This window comes from Streptomyces sp. NBC_01669 (assembly GCF_026339735.1).
GTDB classification, from domain to species: Bacteria; Actinomycetota; Actinomycetes; order Streptomycetales; family Streptomycetaceae; genus Streptomyces; species Streptomyces yanii.
In genome coordinates this window covers 8070032-8086651 of sequence record NZ_JAPEQG010000001.1, presented here as the reverse complement: position 1 = coordinate 8086651, position 16620 = coordinate 8070032, and the positions used below count along the sequence as shown (strand labels likewise).

Annotated in this window: 19 protein-coding genes; 13 read left to right on the top strand and 6 right to left on the bottom strand. The window is 69.0% G+C overall.

All coding sequences use genetic code 11. The features are described 5' to 3' along the window. Positions 1 to 69 precede the first annotated feature (69 nt). The 6 genes from OG972_RS36345 (at position 70) to OG972_RS36325 (ending at position 3714) form a co-directional block, all read left to right on the top strand. On the top strand, positions 70 to 777 hold the full coding sequence (locus tag OG972_RS36345; RefSeq protein WP_266988762.1) for a hypothetical protein: 708 nt from the start codon (positions 70 to 72) through the stop codon (positions 775 to 777). A gap of 43 nt (positions 778 to 820) precedes the next feature. Beyond that, positions 821 to 1255 carry a hypothetical protein gene (locus OG972_RS36340; protein ID WP_266988761.1) on the top strand — a complete coding sequence of 145 codons (435 nt, stop codon included), beginning with the start codon at positions 821 to 823 and terminating at the stop codon, positions 1253 to 1255. 69 nt (positions 1256 to 1324) lie between these two features. Further along, positions 1325 to 1837 carry a hypothetical protein gene (locus tag OG972_RS36335; protein WP_266988760.1) on the top strand — a complete coding sequence of 171 codons (513 nt, stop codon included), beginning with the start codon at positions 1325 to 1327 and terminating at the stop codon, positions 1835 to 1837. A gap of 361 nt (positions 1838 to 2198) precedes the next feature. Next, a complete protein-coding gene (locus OG972_RS49630) occupies positions 2199 to 2495 on the top strand; it encodes a DddA-like double-stranded DNA deaminase toxin (protein ID WP_353961655.1) in 297 nt (98 codons plus the stop codon). A 4-nt stretch (positions 2496 to 2499) separates the two neighbouring features. After that, positions 2500 to 2883, top strand: a complete 384-nt coding sequence (locus OG972_RS36330; RefSeq protein WP_266988759.1) for a hypothetical protein — start codon at positions 2500 to 2502, stop codon at positions 2881 to 2883. Positions 2884 to 3300: 417 nt separating this feature from the next. Continuing rightward, on the top strand, positions 3301 to 3714 hold the full coding sequence (locus tag OG972_RS36325) for a RidA family protein (RefSeq protein ID WP_266988758.1): 414 nt from the start codon (positions 3301 to 3303) through the stop codon (positions 3712 to 3714). A gap of 24 nt (positions 3715 to 3738) precedes the next feature. Here the strand turns inward: OG972_RS36325 and OG972_RS36320 are convergent, their stop codons facing one another. Further along, positions 3739 to 4953 (bottom strand): ROK family protein, encoded by a 1215-nt coding sequence (locus OG972_RS36320; protein WP_266988757.1) that lies wholly within the window; start codon positions 4951 to 4953, stop codon positions 3739 to 3741. Positions 4954 to 5118: 165 nt separating this feature from the next. Between OG972_RS36320 and OG972_RS36315 the strand changes: the two genes are divergently transcribed. The 3 genes from OG972_RS36315 (at position 5119) to OG972_RS36305 (ending at position 7625) form a co-directional block, all read left to right on the top strand. After that, a complete protein-coding gene (locus tag OG972_RS36315) occupies positions 5119 to 6336 on the top strand; it encodes an MFS transporter (RefSeq protein ID WP_266988756.1) in 1218 nt (405 codons plus the stop codon). A 110-nt stretch (positions 6337 to 6446) separates the two neighbouring features. Then, complete coding sequence (locus OG972_RS36310) at positions 6447 to 6815, top strand: SCO4225 family membrane protein (protein ID WP_266990939.1); 369 nt, start codon at positions 6447 to 6449, stop codon at positions 6813 to 6815. Between the two features lie 21 nt (positions 6816 to 6836). After that, positions 6837 to 7625 carry a maleylpyruvate isomerase family mycothiol-dependent enzyme gene (locus tag OG972_RS36305; RefSeq protein ID WP_266988755.1) on the top strand — a complete coding sequence of 263 codons (789 nt, stop codon included), beginning with the start codon at positions 6837 to 6839 and terminating at the stop codon, positions 7623 to 7625. Positions 7626 to 7673: 48 nt separating this feature from the next. Here the strand turns inward: OG972_RS36305 and OG972_RS36300 are convergent, their stop codons facing one another. Then, on the bottom strand, positions 7674 to 8075 hold the full coding sequence (locus OG972_RS36300) for a MarR family winged helix-turn-helix transcriptional regulator (RefSeq protein WP_266988754.1): 402 nt from the start codon (positions 8073 to 8075) through the stop codon (positions 7674 to 7676). A gap of 87 nt (positions 8076 to 8162) precedes the next feature. Here OG972_RS36300 and OG972_RS36295 point away from each other — a divergent pair, with 87 nt between their 5' ends. Then, on the top strand, positions 8163 to 9650 hold the full coding sequence (locus tag OG972_RS36295; protein ID WP_266988753.1) for an MFS transporter: 1488 nt from the start codon (positions 8163 to 8165) through the stop codon (positions 9648 to 9650). A 103-nt stretch (positions 9651 to 9753) separates the two neighbouring features. Continuing rightward, complete coding sequence (locus OG972_RS36290; protein ID WP_266988752.1) at positions 9754 to 10068, top strand: DUF6332 family protein; 315 nt, start codon at positions 9754 to 9756, stop codon at positions 10066 to 10068. Here OG972_RS36290 and OG972_RS36285 read toward each other — a convergent pair. The 3 genes from OG972_RS36285 to OG972_RS36275 all read right to left on the bottom strand — a co-directional run bounded on the left by OG972_RS36285 (position 10029) and on the right by OG972_RS36275 (position 12952). Continuing rightward, positions 10029 to 10694 carry a response regulator transcription factor gene (locus OG972_RS36285; RefSeq protein ID WP_266988751.1) on the bottom strand — a complete coding sequence of 222 codons (666 nt, stop codon included), beginning with the start codon at positions 10692 to 10694 and terminating at the stop codon, positions 10029 to 10031. The two genes, OG972_RS36290 and OG972_RS36285, sit on opposite strands and share 40 nt — an antisense overlap. After that, complete coding sequence (locus tag OG972_RS36280; RefSeq protein WP_266988750.1) at positions 10691 to 11917, bottom strand: sensor histidine kinase; 1227 nt, start codon at positions 11915 to 11917, stop codon at positions 10691 to 10693. Before OG972_RS36280 ends, OG972_RS36285 begins: the two co-directional genes overlap by 4 nt. A 291-nt stretch (positions 11918 to 12208) precedes the next feature. After that, positions 12209 to 12952 (bottom strand): TetR/AcrR family transcriptional regulator, encoded by a 744-nt coding sequence (locus tag OG972_RS36275; protein WP_266988749.1) that lies wholly within the window; start codon positions 12950 to 12952, stop codon positions 12209 to 12211. A gap of 129 nt (positions 12953 to 13081) precedes the next feature. On the opposite strand from OG972_RS36275, the gene OG972_RS36270 reads away from it, so the two are divergent. Next, complete coding sequence (locus tag OG972_RS36270) at positions 13082 to 13531, top strand: nitroreductase family deazaflavin-dependent oxidoreductase (RefSeq protein ID WP_266988748.1); 450 nt, start codon at positions 13082 to 13084, stop codon at positions 13529 to 13531. A 278-nt stretch (positions 13532 to 13809) separates the two neighbouring features. On the opposite strand, the gene OG972_RS36265 is transcribed toward OG972_RS36270, so the two are convergent. Beyond that, positions 13810 to 15024, bottom strand: a complete 1215-nt coding sequence (locus OG972_RS36265) for a geranylgeranyl reductase family protein (protein ID WP_266988747.1) — start codon at positions 15022 to 15024, stop codon at positions 13810 to 13812. Positions 15025 to 15208: 184 nt separating this feature from the next. On the opposite strand from OG972_RS36265, the gene OG972_RS36260 reads away from it, so the two are divergent. Next, positions 15209 to 16573: a dipeptidase gene (locus OG972_RS36260; RefSeq protein WP_266988746.1), complete on the top strand. Its 1365-nt coding sequence runs from the start codon at positions 15209 to 15211 to the stop codon at positions 16571 to 16573. Positions 16574 to 16620: the final 47 nt, after the last annotated feature.

The window sequence follows — 16620 nt, the reverse complement described above, 5'->3', positions numbered from 1 at the left end:
AGTATGCGAAGCAGCCTGCACTCAATACCGTGCAGGCTGCTTTGCGCATCTCCGATAGGGGAGTTCTGAGTGAATCCTTTCTTGACCCCATTTATTCTCGAAGACCCTGCAGGTCTGACCGAGCGGGCCAAAATCTTCCTCTCTCGGAGGGCTCGGCGGGGGGCGATTGCATGGTCTGATGACCGCGAGGAGGTGCTGGCCGAATATATTGAGTCGTTCGGGGAGGGGGGCGTAGAGTTCTGGGAACGTCTGCACTTCCTTCGCATGCGTTACGGGGGGCTTTCTTACGAGAGTGCTGGATGGGCATCGGAAGGTACTGTCAACTTTCAGCCGTTCGCCGAGCTGGATCCGGACGACGGCGTTCCCATGGTTTCGCTCGTAGATTCCTCTCTTCTTCCTGTTGGCGTCTTCGTGGCACCTGATGATTCAATCCACTATTTCGGCGAACGCGGCAATGACTCCCGATTTTTGAAGGCGTTCAACAACGTCAACTCGTTGATCGAGTCCGCTGCTATGTACTGGGAATGTGAGAGCTGGATCAGCGTGGCAACCGGAGGGCCCGAGGGCGTTGCTGATGTGATGTCACGGGCTGAAGCCCTAAATTTCGTGGACGAGCCCTCGGGGTCTCATGAATGGTGGTGGGAGGAGGGTGGAGTGCGCGTGCACGTGTGGCGCACATGTGCCGAGTTGTTCAATGACGAATCAACTATTCGTTGGAATGTTTGGGCACGTGACAGGGGGCAAGTCTCGGCTGCGCTGAAATTCGCCATTATTTAGCAACATGCCGCGGCCGACTGGGCCGACTAGCAGGAGGTGACGTATGTCTGAATTCACCCGACGCGACCGGATGTTCAAAGTGTGGAGCTTTGATGTGTCGCACCGTCATCTGATCCTGCGTAGCGATCCAGTCGCGATCGACAACACCACGACCAGGGTCGAAATCTACTTCGGGCATGTCGAATTCATGCTGTTGAAGCCGGTCTATCGTGGAATCCACGTACGACCTGCCACAAGCGCTGAGTTCGATGACGTTGCAAGGTTCGCCGGGCTGGATTCCGACGCGCGAAACTGGACCTGGATGCTCGAAGGAGAAGGGAACAGTTGCGTCGTTTCAAGTAAGCCGTCGTGGCGTGAGGCGCCCAGACCCTACGCTGCGCCCTCACTGTTCTCCGCGAGTCAGCTGTGGCCCCCAGGCCCCGACCTGACCTTCGGGTCGGTCGAGTCGGACGCGGAGGATCCGAACGGATCGGACTGACGCTTCGCCGTTTTTTTTGGAAAGCGGTGCACTTGCGGTCCATCATTTTTCTTCCGGAGGGAGAAGCTGATGCTTGATGTCGATTTGGATTACGCTCTCCAGCTCATTGAGCTGGCTGCGCGGTTCGAATCTCCGTGGGATGCGGAGCGGATTTCCTCTGAACTCGTCCTGTCTGGCTGGGATCCTGCTGGCTCGGTATCTCTGCCGTACCCGAAGCGTTTGACGCGGAATGGCCTCCGTCTGGGAATCGAAGATTACGAGGGCCTGGTGGTGCTCGGCGTCACATTGCAGGAGTGGCAGGTCGATTGGGGCTCCCCCGATTACGTCAGCGACGTCACTGGGGAGCACCAGGGAAAGATTCGTGATTGTCGCGAGCTGGCAGGTCGGCTTACTTCTCTGATGGGCGAGAAGTTCTCAGTGGAGCCAGAAGACCTGGTGCTCGACAGCGATTACTTCGCATTCGTGTGGGTTGGCTGCTGGAGGGTCTCCGATGTGCACGTGATACTGGGTCTCGAGCATCTCGATCCCGATGACACCCCCATCAGGGTTTCTCTGTACCTTTGCCGTGAATCCCGTGCATGAGTTCTCAAGCAAGCACCCGATTCCGGTGTGCTCAGGGGCAGCTGACGACCCTGCAGTAGCTGTGGGATCTTGCAGCGAATAGGCCTCTGGCCGCGGCGAAATGGATCAAGGCGGTGCTGCCGGGCGTTGGTCCGGCAGCACCGCCTGTTACATTCCGTTCCCGCGGTGGCACTTGTGATCTCTGCAGCAGCCAACACTGCTGGCGACGCCGAGTTGGCGCTCGATGAGCTTGTGGCGCGCTGGACGAGATGGCCTCGCCACGGACCCGTACATGGGCAACCGATTGGCGCTCGCCAGCAGGCGATATGGCTACTGAGCGCAGCGGACCCGCCGACTCCGGGCGGAGACAGCGGACGTCCCGCTGAGGAGTCAGATCCCGGGCCCGGGGCGATGGTTCCACGAAGGCGACAATTTTCCGGGGGGACCCGGATCAGGTAGGACGTACGCAACGAGACACGTTGAGGGGCACGCTGCAGGAATCATGCAGAAAATAGGCATCAGCGATGCGGACCTCTACATCAACTACGAGGGGGCCCCTGCGCGGCCGCCGGCTTCCGTAGGCACATGCTCCACAAGCTGCTACCCAACGAAGCTACACTCAGAGTCAATTTCCCGGACAACGGAACCACGTCGACCTGGGAATTCACCGAAGGAGTAAGAGGATGGAAGGTGTGACTGCGGAGCACTATCTCAGGTTCTGGCATCCGACCACAAACCGAGAGACCGGGCTGGAAGTATCTCAGGTCGGGCAGGTAGTAGCGGCCGCGGAGAAGGCTCTCGAACTTTATCGGGAAGCGGGAGTGGAAGACTTTCCAGGGCTCTCCCTCTGGAGAGGGAAGGACATTCCCGAGGACTCGCTGAACATCGGTGTGTCGCTGGACGATTGGGTTCTCATCCACACCAACGAGGACTTCTGGCAGACCGTGACCAGGTCGACCGATCACCCCGGTGGTCCGTTGCGGCGAGTGATCTTCGACGACTCGCTGGAGATCTCGGCCAGGTGCTTCATCGATCGGGATCTCGCCATCGAGGCGATCGCTCACTGACTCAATGGAAATGGGCTCCTCGAGGCGGCCGACTTCTCGGAGAACCTGGACAGCGAGTAGGAAGTCCGGCGTTTCTGAACTCGGCGCGAGGCGGGATCTTCTGAATCTCTTCGACGCGACTGTCGATTACGTTCTCAGTTGCTCCTGCTGATACAGCCGGGATAGCCCGCCAGATTTCCCGGCGGGCCATCCCGGCTGACGATTTCCGGAGTTGAGTGGGCGCGCCTTGACGACCACGCGTCTTCACCCGAGGCGGGGGGACCCTTCCATCCATGACAGCTCAGCCGGCGGGCCGTTGCTGAGGCCGAAGGATGAGCCTTGGCCCGTGTGTGCTGAGGTGCATCGCAAGGACCGCGGCCTCTGATCCCGACACATATGCGCTGGTGCCGACGCTCGTCTGCGGGTGAGGATGCTGCCATGGACAACACGCATCTCACACACATCACGGCTCCGGAGGGCGTCACCCCGGGAGTCGGGTACACCCACGTCGTCACCGGCTCCGGTCGGCTCGTCGCCGTGTCCGGGCAGGTGGCACTCGACGCGAACGGCCACGTCGTGGGAGCGGGTGATGCCGCCGCGCAGGCACGGCAGGTGTTCGAGAACCTGCGTCGTTGTCTGGCGGCCGCCGGTGCGTCCTTCGACGACGTCGTCAAGCTCACCTACTACGTGACCGACATCGCCCATCTGCCCGCCGTCCGCACGGTACGCGACACGTACATCGACTCCGAACGCCTGCCCGCAAGCTCCGCCGTCCAGGTCGCTGCGCTGTTCCGCCCCGAACTGCTGCTGGAGATCGAGGCGTTCGCCCTCGTACCCGAGCCCGCGCGGTAGCGGCGCCGGACCTCACCCGCCGGTTCAGGCGAGTGCGGCCAGCGGATCGTCGAGGACGGGCTGCCAAGCCAGTTCCGCCGCGCCCACGAGGCTGTTGTGGTCGAGGGTGCACGGCAGGATCGGCACGCTGCCGCTGCGCCCCCAGAGGCTGCGGTCGGCGACCACCGCGCGCAGTCGCTCCGGGTCTGCGTCGAGCAGTGCACGGTGCAGCCCGCCGAGGATGATGCGGTCCGGGTTGAGGATGTTGACCAGGCCGGCCAGGCCGAGGCCGAGCCGGTCGATGAGCTCCTCGGCCGCGTTCCGAACCGCCGCGTCCTCGTACTCGGTGCGCAGCAGGTCACTCGCCTGCTTGAGCAGGGATTCCTCGGGGCCCGGTTCCCGGCGGGCGGCGGTCAGGAAGGCGAGCGGGTCGGTTTCGACGTCGAGGCAGCCGCGCCCGCCGCAGTGGCAGGGGCGCCCTTCCGGGTTCACGGTGAGATGGCCGACCTCCAGGGCCAGGCCCGAACTGCCGGTGTGCAGACGGCCGTCGAGGACAAGGGCACCGCCGACGCCACGGTGGCCCGTGGCCACGCAGAGCAGGTGCTGGGCCCCGCGGCCGGCGCCGTGCCGGTGTTCGGCGAGCGCGGCGAGGTTGACGTCGTTGCCGGTGAACGCGGGGCCGGGGATGCCTGCTTCCCGTACACACGTGGCGAAGATCTCGCGGACCGGGGCGCCTGCCGGCCAGGCGATGTGCAGCGGGTTGAGCGCGGTGCCCTCCGGTTCGGCCACGGCGGAGGGGACGGCGAGTCCCGCGCCGACGCAGCGCAGCCCGCTGTCGTGCAGCAACCGGGCGCACGCGTCGACGACTTCGCCCACGACCTGTGCCGGGTCCGATGTGACCGTGACACAGCCGGGGGCGGTGGCGACGAGCCGCCCGCCGAGCCCGACCAGCGCGGCGCGGAATCCGTCGGCATGCACCTGCGCGGCGATGGCGACCGGACCGGACTCCCGGACGGCCAGCCGGTGCGAGGGGCGGCCCTGTGAGCCCGCTGCGGAGCCGGGGCTCGAGTCGACGCGGATGAGGCCGAGCGCCTCCAGCTCCGCGGCGACCGCGCCGGCGGTCGCGCGGGTGACGCCGAGCTCGGAGGTGAGCACGGCGCGGGTGGGCGCGCGTCCGGTGTGGACCAGCTCCAGCGCGGGTCCGAGCGCGCTCCGGCCCCTCTCCAACTTCGTCCGGGTGGTGGTCGCCTTGCCGTTCATGGGGCCGAGTCTCCCATGATCCGGAGCCGCTGCCGACGCCCCGGTGGCCGACTTCTGTCGGCTTCGGTCACGGAGGCCGCCCTGCGCCGCCGGGTCGGATGCCGCTGCCCGCTCCGGCGGGAGACCGTCTTGCGTCTGTTGTCCGTGGGCCCCTATGCTGAGTTTGTGCCGCAACTAAACAAACTGCGGACGGCCCTACCGGGGGGACCAGGCGGAGACACCGCCCCACCCTCGTCGGCCCGCCTCCGTACCGCACTGACCGTGTTCTTCGCCCTCGACGGTTTCCTCTTCGCCGGCTGGGTGGTCCGCATCCCGGCCATCAAGCACCAGACCGGCGCCTCCGCCTCCACTCTCGGCCTCGCGCTGCTCGGCGTCTCCGCGGGGGCGGTCATCACCATGATGCTCGCCGGCGGGCTCTGCCGACGATTCGGCAGCCACCCCGTGACCGTGGTGTGCGGAGTACTCCTCTCACTCGCCATCGCCCTGCCCGCGCAGACGCATTCGGCGCTCGCGCTCGGTTCGGTGCTGCTGGTCTTCGGTGCGGCGTACGGTGCGATGAACGTGGCGATGAACAGCGCAGCGGTCGATCTCGTCGCCGGCCTGCGGCGCCCCGTGATGCCCAGCTTCCACGCCGCGTTCAGCCTCGGCGGCATGCTCGGCGCCGGCCTCGGCGGACTGGTCGCCGGCGGGCTCTCCCCCGCCACCCATCTCTTCGTCCTCACCGGGGTCGGACTGCTCGTCACCGCCGCCGCCGGACCGACCCTGCTGCGGCACCGGGCTCCCTGGACCGTATCCGTGACCGACCGCACCGAGCAGCCGCGCCGGATGACCGGGCGCGCCCGCAAGGTGGTGCTGCTGTTCGGCGTGATCGCGCTCTGCACCGCGTACGGGGAAGGCGCACTGGCCGACTGGAGCGCGCTCCACCTGGAACAGGACCTGCATGCCCGACCGGGCATCGCCGCAGCCGGATACTCCCTGTTCGCCCTGGCCATGACCGCGGGCCGGCTCACCGGCACCGCGCTGCTGGAACGACTCGGGCAGACCCGCACGCTCGTCACGGGCGGCGCCACCGGCGCGGCCGGCATGCTCCTCGGCTCGCTCGCCCCGACGGCCTGGCTCGCCCTGCTCGGCTTCGCCGTCGCAGGTCTCGGGCTGGCCAACATCTTCCCCGTCGCCGTCGGCCGGGCCGGCGAGCTGGCCGGTCCGAGCGGAGTGGCCGTCGCGTCGACGATCGGCTACGGCGGAATGCTGCTGGGGCCGCCCGCGATCGGGTTCCTGGCCGACTGGTTCTCGCTGCCCGTCGCTCTGACGACGGTGGCGGTGCTGGCGGGCGCGGCATCCGTGCTGGGCTATGCGGCTCGCCATGCGGTGACCCGCGCCTGATCGACGTACGCACGTCTCACGTACTGATGCCCGATTGAGTAGGTGTACTCAGGCAGGTCCCGCTCCCCGGTCGCACCATGGAAGTGTCAACCGTCCACGGGGAGCAGACCATGAACAAGCCGGGCATGAACAAGCAGCACCTCCGCGCGCTCGCACGACTGACCTTCGGCAATCCCGCCTCGCTGATCTACCTCGGCGTGGTTCTGGCGACATCGGTGTTCGTCGCCGTGGACACCCTGTTCGTCCCGCACGAGGACGCGTCGTTCGCGGGCGTGTGGCTGTTCCTGCTCGCGGCGCCGACGGTGTTCGTGTTCTTCGTCGGCAGCACGCTGTGGGGAGCGGACGCCGCCGGTCCGGCCTGGTTCGTCTATCTCGCCCTCGTCGTGTCCGTCCTGGTGCAGGCGCTCGCCCTCGGCTGGTTCGTACGGCTGGTGCGCCGTGGCGGCCGGTCCCGTTCCGCCCGTCCCCAGGGTGCCTGAGCCGCTGTCACAATCTCGACCATGGAAAGCATGGAGAGCATGGAGACGACGGGAATCGCCGACCACATCAGGTCGCTCGCCGGCGCGGGACACCTGCTGGCCGCCGCGGCGGAACAGGCGGGGCCCGGCGCACCGGTGCCGACCTGTCCCGGCTGGCAGGTACGCGATCTGCTCCGGCACACCGGCATGGTGCACCGCTGGGCGACCGCGTATGTCATCGAGGGCCACACCGCGTACCACCCCGACGGCGGGGAGCCCGATCTGGACGGGGGCGCGCTGCTCGACTGGTTCCGCGAGGGGCACGGCGGGCTGGTGGCCGCGTTGGCAGGCGCCCCCGCCGATCTGGAGTGCTGGACGTTTCTTCCCGCACCGTCCCCGCTTGCGTTCTGGGCCCGACGGCAGGCGCACGAGACGACGATTCACCGGGTGGATGCCGAGTCCGCGCGCGGCGGTCCCCTGTCACCGGTGGCGGCGGGTTTGGCGCTGGACGGGATCGACGAGCTGCTGCGCGGGTTGCACGCCCGCCCGAAGAGCCGGGTGCGCACCGACGTCCCGCGTACGCTGCGGGTGCATGCCACGGACGCGGACGCCGCATGGACCGTGCGTCTCTCGGCGGAGCCGCCGCAGGCCGTCCGCACCACGGGGGCGGGCGAACCCGAAGAGGGTTCCGGGGACTGCGAGTTGAGCGGAACGGCCGAGGAGCTCTATCTCACGCTCTGGAACCGGAAGCCGCTCACGGCGGTGGCGGTGTCGGGCGACCGGGGGCTCGCACGCCTGTGGTGCGAGAACTCGGGGATCACCTGGTCCTGACCGGCGTACGGGCAGGCGCGGACCGCCCCGCCGTGGCCCGCACCACGCTCAGCCGGTCGCGCCGTTCAGCATCCGGGCGAGCACCGAGCGCTGCAACGGCTTCACCTCGGCATGGCGCGCCCGGCCCTTCGCCGTCAGCTCGACCCGGACGCCTCGGCGGTCCTCGCTGCACATCCCGCGGCAGACGAGATCGTCCTTCTCCAGCCGCGCGACCAGGCGCGACAGCGCACTCTGGCTGAGGTGGACCCGGGACGCCAGCTCCTGCACGCGATAGGCGGCGCCGCCGTCCTCCGACGCCCCCTCCGCGAGGACGTCGAGCACCTCGAAGTCACTGGCGCCGAGGCCGTGCCGATGCAGCTCGCGATCGAGTTCGCACAACGTCCTGGCGTGCAGCGCGAGGATGTCCCGCCATTCGTCGACGAGCACGTGCTCGGGCTTGTTCGCGGCCATGTCCGCACGTTAGCAGAGAAGAGGGCGTTTGTTGCATCGGAATTAAATGCACTTGCATTCAATGCATATGCATGTACTGTCCTCGCCATGACCTCTCCGCTCAACGTCCCCGATTCCCATGCGCGTTGGAGCCCGCGGCTGTGGGGCACCCTGCTCGTGCTCTGCGCCGCGATGTTCCTGGACGCGCTCGACGTCTCCATGGTCGGCGTCGCTCTGCCGTCCATCGCCGACGATCTCGGTCTGACCACCTCGACCCTGCAGTGGATCGTCAGCGGCTACATCCTCGGTTACGGCGGACTGCTGCTCCTCGGAGGACGTGCGGCCGACCTCCTCGGCAGACGCCAGGTCTTCCTGATCGCCCTCGGTGTCTTCGCCCTCGCCTCACTGCTCGGTGGATTCGTCGACTCCGGACCGCTCCTGATCGCCAGCCGCTTCATCAAGGGTCTGAGCGCCGCATTCACCGCACCGGCCGGACTCTCCATCATCACAACGACGTTCAAGGAGGGACCGCAGCGCAACCGCGCCCTGTCCATCTACACCACCTGCGCGGCCACCGGCTTCTCCATGGGGCTGGTGCTGTCGGGGCTCCTCACCCAGCTGTCCTGGCGCTGGACCATGCTGCTGCCCGTCCCCATCGCACTGCTCGCCCTGGTCGCGGGTCTGAAGCTGATCCCGCACAGCGACCGCGAGAACACCCACCGCGGGTACGACCTCCCGGGCGCCGTCACCGGCACGGCCTCCATGCTCCTGCTGGTATTCACCGTCGTGCAGGCCCCTGAGGCCGGCTGGGCGTCCGCCCGCACGCTGCTTTCGTTCCTCGCCGTCGCCGTCCTGCTCTCCGTCTTCATCACCATCGAACGGCGTACCGCGAATCCGCTGATCCGGCTCGGCGTGCTCCGCTCCGGCAGCCAGGTCAGGGCCCAGCTCGGCGCCGCAGCGTTCTTCGGCAGCTATGTCGGCTTCCAGTTCCTGGTCACCCAGTACATGCAGTCGCTCCTCGGCTGGTCCGCCCTGGAGACCGCGCTGGCCTTCCTGCCCGCCGGTGTGCTGGTCGCACTGTCGTCCACGAAGATCGGCGATGTGGTGGACCGGTTCGGGACGCCGCGCGTGATCGCCGCCGGTTTCACCTTCCTCGTCGTGGGCTACGCACTCTTCCTGCGGATCACCCTCGCCCCGTCGTACGCGGCGGTCATCCTGCCGTCCATGCTGCTGCTCGGGGCGGCATGCGCGCTGACCTTCCCGTCGCTCAACATCCAGGCCACCAACGGAGTGGACGACGAGGAGCAGGGCATGGTCTCCGGTCTGCTGAACACCTCGATCCAGGTCGGCGGGGCGATCTTCCTGGCCGTCGTCACCGCGGTGATCACGGCGCACGGCAGCGGCGACGGCTCTCCCCAGGCGGTCCTCGACAGCTACCGTCCCGGCCTGCTGGTGGTGACGGTGATCGCGTTCATCGGACTGCTGATCACCCTGACCGGCCTGCGCCGCAGCCGGCCCGCTCAGCACACGGTGCTGGTCGCCTCGTCCGCCGGCGACCGGGCGGCAGCCGCCGAGAAGGTGGCGGTCCGGGACTGACCGGCCGGTCCGCTGCCCCGATGACCAACCGGCGCGGGGGGACGGGGCGGTGGGCGGCGCGGCATCCTTGCCCGCGGCCCACCGCCCCTGTGACACTTCGGACATGGGGCGACGAAGTCAGGAAGACCGGGACGCGATGACCGTCGAGATCGTCTTCGCCCTGGTCAGCGCGGCTGTTCTGGCCGCGGCCGCGTTCATCGCCGTCGCCGCGACCACCGTCTGCCTCGACCTGTCGCGCACGGCGGAGCGAGTGGTGCTCCTGAGCGGGGCCGTCGTCTCGGCCGTCGTCTTCGTCGCCCGCCTCGTCGATGTGTTGTGGGGATTTCCCCGCCGGGGGCGCGGTCGCCCGATGGCCACGCTCCGCGCGCGGGCTCCGTCTCAGCCGAGCCAGCCGGGACGCACGAGGCCCGACTCATAGGCGAGCACCACCAGTTGGGCCCGGTCGCGTGCGCCCAGCTTCACCATGGCGCGGCTGACATGGGTCTTGGCGGTGAGCGGGCTGACAACCAGCCGGCGGGCGATCTCCTCGTTGGACAGACCGATGCCGACCAGCGCCATCACTTCTCTTTCCCGCTCGGTCAGTTCACCCAGGCCGGCTGCGGCCGCGGGCTCCTTGGAACGGGCCGCGAACTCGGCGATCAGGCGGCGCGTCACCCCCGGCGAGAGCAGGGCGTCACCGGCCACCACGGCCCGTACCGCCCGCAGGAGCTCCTCCGGTTCGGTGTCCTTGACCAGAAAACCGGAGGCGCCGGACCGGATCGCTTCGAAGACGTACTCGTCGAGCTCGAAGGTGGTGAGCATGACCACCTTGACCCCGTTCAGCTCCGGGTCGCCGGTGATGGTGCGGGTCGCGGCGAGACCGTCGAGATGCGGCATGCGGATGTCCATCAGCACGGTATCCGGGCGCAGCTCACGCACCAGCCGCACGGCTTCCGCCCCGTCGGCGGCCTCCCCCGCCACCTCGATGTCCGGCTGGGCGTCCAACAGGGCGCGAAATCCTGCGCGGACCAGCAGCTGGTCATCGGCGAGCAGTACGCGGATCACGGTCTCTCCTCCGTCGGGTCCTGCACAGTGTCCATGGTCGACGCGGTGTCCACGCTCGACGCCGGGTCCCCGTCGAACGCCGAGTGCAGGGGAAGCTCGGCCCGCACCCGGAAACCGCCGTCGGCCCGGGGGCCCGCCTCGATCGTGCCGCCCAGTGCGGCGGCCCGCTCCCGCATGCCGGCCAGCCCGTTGCCGCTGCCGCCCGCCTCGCTGCCGGTGGCGGGGCCGTCGTCGTCGATACGGAGCCGTACGCGGCCGGTCCCGTAGCCGATCCGGACCCGTGCGGTGCGCGAGCCCGAATGCCGCACCACGTTCGTCAGCGCCTCCTGCACTATCCGGAAGGCGGCCAGATCCGTACCGGGCGGGACGGCGCCGCGTACGCCTTCCGTCTCCACCGTCACGGCCAGTCCGGCGCTCGCCGCCTGGTCGACGAGCTCGGGCAGCCGGTCGAGCCCGGGGGCCGGGGCCCTGGGGGCGTCCCCCGGGGTACGGAGTGTGTCGAGGACCTGACGGACCTCGCCGAGGGCCTCCTTGCTGGCCGTCTTGATCGTGGTGAGGGCATTCCGCGCCTGCTCCGGGTCGGAGTCGAGCAGCGCGAGTCCGACGCCTGCCTGGACATTGATGACGGAGATGCTGTGGGCGAGCACGTCATGGAGCTCCCGGGCCATCCGGAGCCGCTCCTCGTCGGCCCGTCGCTTCTCGGCGGCCGCCCGTTGGGCACGCTGGGTGGCCCACTGCTCGCGGCGTACGCGTACGAACTCCGCCGCCGCGACGATCGCCACCACCCAGGCGGCGACGCCCAGTTCCTGCCCCCAGGGCGCAGCCGAGTCGCCGCTCGGCGGCAGCCAGCGGTAGAGCCAGTGCGCCATCAGCAGGTGACCCAGCCACACCATTCCCACGGCCGCCCAGGCCGCCCGCCGGTGCCCCGCGACAACCGCGCTGAAGCAGCCGACGGCGACCGCGAGGAAAACCGGGCCGTACGGATACCCGGCGCCCAGATAGACCGTGGCCGCGGCCGCACTGCCGAAGACCGCCAGGACGGGGTGGCGGTGGCGCAGCAGCAGCACGGCGACGGCGATGAAGAGCAGCACCCGGGCGAAGAGGTCCAACGGGGCGCGCTCACCGAGCTGACCGTGGGCCGCGACGGAAGAGCCGACCATGACAATTACGCCGAGGAGGATGGTGGATGGCCAGGGCAGCCGGGCGGCGGACCGCTCGCGCATCCCCGTCAGCCAGCGCGGCGGCCCGTCGTGTCCCCAGGGGCCCCAAGGCCCCCTGGGGCCCCCTGGGGGCGCGTGCGCCCAGGGCCGCCGCTGCGGCGGTCCGCCCTGCTCCCAGGGGGGAGCGCCGCTTCCGTGTGAGCGCTGCTCTTCCATACCGGCAACGCTAGACCGCGGGCCTCGACGGCGGCGTCAGCCGGGCGTGGTGATCACACGTACTCCCTGTGGAGTACCCCGGCCGGCGCAGGCGAGATATCCGGCCGGGCCGATGGGCGGACATACGGGCGGGCAGGCTCAGGCACCGGCGCTTCTCGTGGCCGTGCGGTCGGCCCGGTCGTCGAGCAGTCCGACGTTACGGGCCAGGTCGGCGACCGCCTGCCGGAAGAAGGCCTCCCGAGCTTCGACGACCCGGTTGAACTGGCCGAAGATCTCGAAGGAGATCAGCCCGATGAGCTGCGACCACGCGGCCACGAGAGCGGGGACAACCGCCGGAGGGAGATCGGGTGCGAAGTCGGCGGCCATCCTCTCGGCCTCGGGCCGCAGCTCGGCGGCGAGAGGCGGCACGGCGAGGCCGTCCGTGCGGTGGGCGTCTTCGACGATCCCGATGAAAACGAAGCCGATGCGGGAGGCGGGGCCGACGGTCGCCTGGGGTGCCGTGTAGCCGGGCACGGGCGAGCCGTAGATCAGGGCGTACTCATGGGGGTGGGCCAGGGCCCACTCGCGTACGGCGCAGGCGACCGCGATCCAGCGGGCGAGATGGGCGGCGGGTACGGGCGGGACGTCGCACGAGGCCCGGTGAGCGGTCTCGGCGGCCTCGCCCACGGCGTCGTACGCATCGACGATCAGAGCCGTGAGCAGCTCGTCGCGGCTGGGGAAGTAGCGGTACAGCGCGGACGAGACCATGCCCAGCTCACGTGCGACAGCGCGCAGCGAGAGTTTCGCGGCCCCGTCGGCTGCGAGCTGCTTCCTCGCCTCGTCCTTGATGGCTGCGGTGACTTCGATACGGGCCCGTTCCCTGGCTCCTCGGATGGTGCTCATGGAACTCAGTCTGCCACGAATTGGAGCACCGACCAACAAAGAGAGCACTGCTCTTGCTTTTGAGCGCCAACCTTGTGCACACTGAGCTCGAGCGAGAGCAGTGCTCACACTTTCCACGAGGGGAATCTCATGTCCGTACATGTTCAGAAGCCCGGCTGGTTCACGGTCAACGTCTTCAACCGCACCGTCGCCTGGATCACCCGGCGCGGCATCAGCGTCTGGGGATCGAGGGTCCTGGCCGTCCGCGGCCGCAAGAGCGGCGAGTGGCGCCGCACCCCGGTCAACCTCCTGACCGTGGACGGGCAACAGTATCTCGTCGCGCCGCGTGGCCATGTGCAGTGGACGCACAACATGCGGGCTGCCAGCGGCGGTGAGCTCCACCTCGGCAAGAAGACCGACGTCTTCACCGCCGTCGAGATCGCCGACGACGAAAAGCCGGAACTGCTGCGGGCCTACCTCAAGCGCTGGAAGGCGGAGGTAGGGGTGTTCTTCGGTGGCGTCGGCCCGGATTCGTCCGTCGAGGAGCTGCGCCGCATCGCCCCCGACCACCCCGTCTTCCGGATCACGATCACATCCTGACGCAGACCGGCACGGAACTGCCTGTGCCCTTGCCGGGCAAGGGCCGACGGCCCCGACAGATCGCCCGCCGCAGGCGTCGCGGCCGGGCCTGCGGCAACCACCGGGGATCGACGGGTTCGCCTCCGACGGGCGCAGCACTGTCTGTCGACGTATCAACCGACGCGTTGGACGGCGAGGCCCGGGCCACCCGCCGGGACGGGACCGTCACCGTCCATCGGCCCGAACTCCGGCCCACCGGCGTCTTGGTCCGGTCGGCAGGGTGAGCGCCGAGAAACGGGCTAACGATCCATCGCCGACAGGGCCCGCTGCGCCAGCGGGTGGGTACGGACCAGCTCGGCCAGCGAGGTCGTCCCGCGGGTGATCCCGGCGAACGCCTTCCAGGCCGGGCGGAACCCGGTCAGCACCGCATGCAGAATGCCCGGGCGGCGCTCGAACAGCTTCAGCATGCGCCGACCGACACCCATCTCGACGCCCAGCCCGGCCTTGATGGCGAAGGCGTAGTTGAGCGCCTGGCGGCGGGCGTCCACCGCGTCGTGCGATTCCGCGATCCGGACCGCCCACTCACCGGCGAGCCGACCGGAACGCAGTGCGAACGAGATGCCTTCGCGGGTCCACGGCTCCAGCAGCCCCGCCGCGTCGCCGCAGACGAGCACCCGCCCGCGCGACAGCGGCGAGTCGTCGCTGCGGCAGCGGGTGAGATGACCGGAGGAGATCTTCGGCTCGAACCCGGCGAGACCGAGCCGGGCGATGAAGTCTTCCAGATACCGCTTGGTCCCTGCGCCGTCACCGCGCGCCGAGATCACACCGACGGTCAGGGTGTCGCCCTTCGGGAACACCCACCCGTAACTGCCGGGCATCGGACCCCAGTCGATGAGCACCCTCCCGGCCCAGTCCTCCGCGACGGTGGCCGGGACGGGGATCTCCGACTCCAGGCCCAGGTCCACCTGGTCGAGCTTGACGCCGACATGGGCTCCTATGCGTCCCGCGCTGCCGTCGGCGCCGACGACCGCGCGGGCCAGGACGGTCTCGCCGCCGGCGAGCACCACGGCGACCGTGCGCCGGTCCGGGACCGAGGCGCCGTGCTGCTCGACCCGGGTCACCGATGCCCCGGTGCGGAGTTCGGCGCCCGCTTTCTGCGCCTCCTCGACCAGACCCGCGTCGAACTCGGGCCGGTTGATGAGCCCGAAGAGCATCCGCCTGGAGCGGCGGGTCCACGCCAGCCTGCCGTTGAGCGAGAACGTCACCGCATGGATCCTGTCCTGCAAGGGCAGTTCGAATCCGGGTGGCAGCGCATCACGGGAGTAGCCGATGATGCCGCCGCCACAGGTCTTGTAGCGGGGCAGTTCCGCCTTCTCCAGCAGCAACACCCGCCGCCCGGCGACCGCCGCCGCATATGCCGCGGAGGCCCCGGCCGGTCCGGCGCCGACTACGACGACATCCCACACGGACGACTCTTCAAGCTCACGTCCGGCGTCTGCGTTCTCGCTGCTCACGATGTGCTTCTGCTCCCGATCCCGACCAGTGGCCCAAGCTGCTCACGGCATCCTACGGCGCCTTGCGACCGGTCCCCGCTGTGGGAGGATCGACCGTGCGTTCGCCATACATGCAGCGCCGCACACACGGCGTTCATGCAGACGGATTCGTACACATAACGTCGCACCCACGAGGAGCGTGCCCATGACCGCCCATCCGATTTCCGAGACCATGGCCTCGCTGATGCCCCGTGCCAAAGCGGAGCTGACCGAGCTGGTGGCCTTCCAGTCGGTGGCGGATCCCGCGCAGTTCCCGAAGAGCGAGTGCGAGGCGGCCGCAGCCTGGGTCGCCGACGCACTGCGCGCCGAGGACTTCCAGGACGTCGCCCTGCTCGACACCCCCGACGGCACCCAGTCGGTCTACGGCTTCCTGCCCGGCCCGGCCGGCGCCCCGACCGTACTGCTCTACGCGCATTACGACGTGCAGCCGCCGCTCGACGAGTCGGCCTGGATCTCCCCGCCGTTCGAGCTGACGGAGCGCGAGGGCCGCTGGTTCGGCCGCGGCGCGGCCGACTGCAAGGGCGGCTTCATCATGCATCTCCTCGCCCTGCGCGCTCTCAAGGCGAACGGCGGCGTCCCAGTCTCCGTCAAGGTGATTGCCGAGGGTTCCGAGGAGCAGGGCACCGGCGGTCTGGAGCGGTACGCCGAGGCGCACCCCGAGCTGCTGGCCGCCGACACCATCGTCATCGGCGACACCGGCAACTTCCGGGTCGGTCTGCCGACGGTCACCGCGACACTGCGCGGCATGACGATGCTGCGGGTCACCCTCGACACCCTCGAAGGGAACCTGCACTCCGGGCAGTTCGGCGGCGCAGCCCCCGACGCGCTGGCCGCAATGATCCAGCTGCTGGCGTCGCTGCGCGCCGAGGACGGCACCACGACCGTCGACGGGCTCACCACGGACGCCGAGTGGGACGGGCTGCAGTACCCGCAGTCCGACTTCCGCAAGGACGCGAAGGTCCTCGACGGTGTGGAGCTGATCGGCACGGGTACCGTCGCCGACCGCATCTGGGCCCGGCCCGCCGTCACCGTCATCGGGATCGACTGCCCGCCGGTGGTCGGCGCGACGCCGTCGCTGCAGGCGAGCGCGCGGGCGCAGATCAGCCTGCGGGTGCCGCCGGGCCAGGACGCGGCCGAGGCGACGAAGCTGCTGACCGCCCATCTGAAGGCGCACGCCCCGTGGGGGGCGAGGGTCTCGGTGGAGCAGGTCGGCCAGGGCCAGGCGTTCCGCGCGGACACCTCCAGCCCGGCGTACACGTCGATGGCGCAGGCCATGGAAGCCGCGTACCCCGGCGAGAAGATGCAGACGTCCGGGATGGGCGGCTCGATCCCGCTCTGCAACACCCTCGCCGCGCTCTACCCGGAGGCGGAGATCCTGCTGATCGGCCTGAGCGAGCCGGAAGCGCAGATCCACGCGGTGAACGAGAGCGTGTCGCCCGAGGAGCTGGAGCGGCTGTCGGTCGCCGAGGCACTGTTCCTGCAGAACTACGCGGAGTCCAAGCGCTCCTGACGTCGCATCGCCTGTTCCGGGGCGGACGCACCTCTCGTACGCGGGGG

Excerpts from the sequence above, each read along its gene's own strand:
- OG972_RS36340 (WP_266988761.1), top strand. The coding sequence starts at position 821 with ATGTCTGAATTCACCCGACGCGACCGGATGTTCAAAGTGTGGAGCTTT.
- OG972_RS36335 (WP_266988760.1), top strand. The coding sequence starts at position 1,325 with ATGCTTGATGTCGATTTGGATTACGCTCTCCAGCTCATTGAGCTGGCT.
- OG972_RS36330 (WP_266988759.1), top strand. The coding sequence starts at position 2,500 with ATGGAAGGTGTGACTGCGGAGCACTATCTCAGGTTCTGGCATCCGACC.
- OG972_RS36325 (WP_266988758.1), top strand. The coding sequence starts at position 3,301 with ATGGACAACACGCATCTCACACACATCACGGCTCCGGAGGGCGTCACC.
- OG972_RS36320 (WP_266988757.1), bottom strand. The coding sequence starts at position 4,953 with ATGAACGGCAAGGCGACCACCACCCGGACGAAGTTGGAGAGGGGCCGG.
- OG972_RS36310 (WP_266990939.1), top strand. The coding sequence starts at position 6,447 with ATGAACAAGCCGGGCATGAACAAGCAGCACCTCCGCGCGCTCGCACGA.
- OG972_RS36305 (WP_266988755.1), top strand. The coding sequence starts at position 6,837 with ATGGAAAGCATGGAGAGCATGGAGACGACGGGAATCGCCGACCACATC.
- OG972_RS36300 (WP_266988754.1), bottom strand. The coding sequence starts at position 8,075 with ATGGCCGCGAACAAGCCCGAGCACGTGCTCGTCGACGAATGGCGGGAC.
- OG972_RS36295 (WP_266988753.1), top strand. The coding sequence starts at position 8,163 with ATGACCTCTCCGCTCAACGTCCCCGATTCCCATGCGCGTTGGAGCCCG.
- OG972_RS36290 (WP_266988752.1), top strand. The coding sequence starts at position 9,754 with ATGGGGCGACGAAGTCAGGAAGACCGGGACGCGATGACCGTCGAGATC.
- OG972_RS36280 (WP_266988750.1), bottom strand. The coding sequence starts at position 11,917 with ATGCGCGAGCGGTCCGCCGCCCGGCTGCCCTGGCCATCCACCATCCTC.
- OG972_RS36275 (WP_266988749.1), bottom strand. The coding sequence starts at position 12,952 with ATGAGCACCATCCGAGGAGCCAGGGAACGGGCCCGTATCGAAGTCACC.
- OG972_RS36270 (WP_266988748.1), top strand. The coding sequence starts at position 13,082 with ATGTCCGTACATGTTCAGAAGCCCGGCTGGTTCACGGTCAACGTCTTC.
- OG972_RS36260 (WP_266988746.1), top strand. The coding sequence starts at position 15,209 with ATGACCGCCCATCCGATTTCCGAGACCATGGCCTCGCTGATGCCCCGT.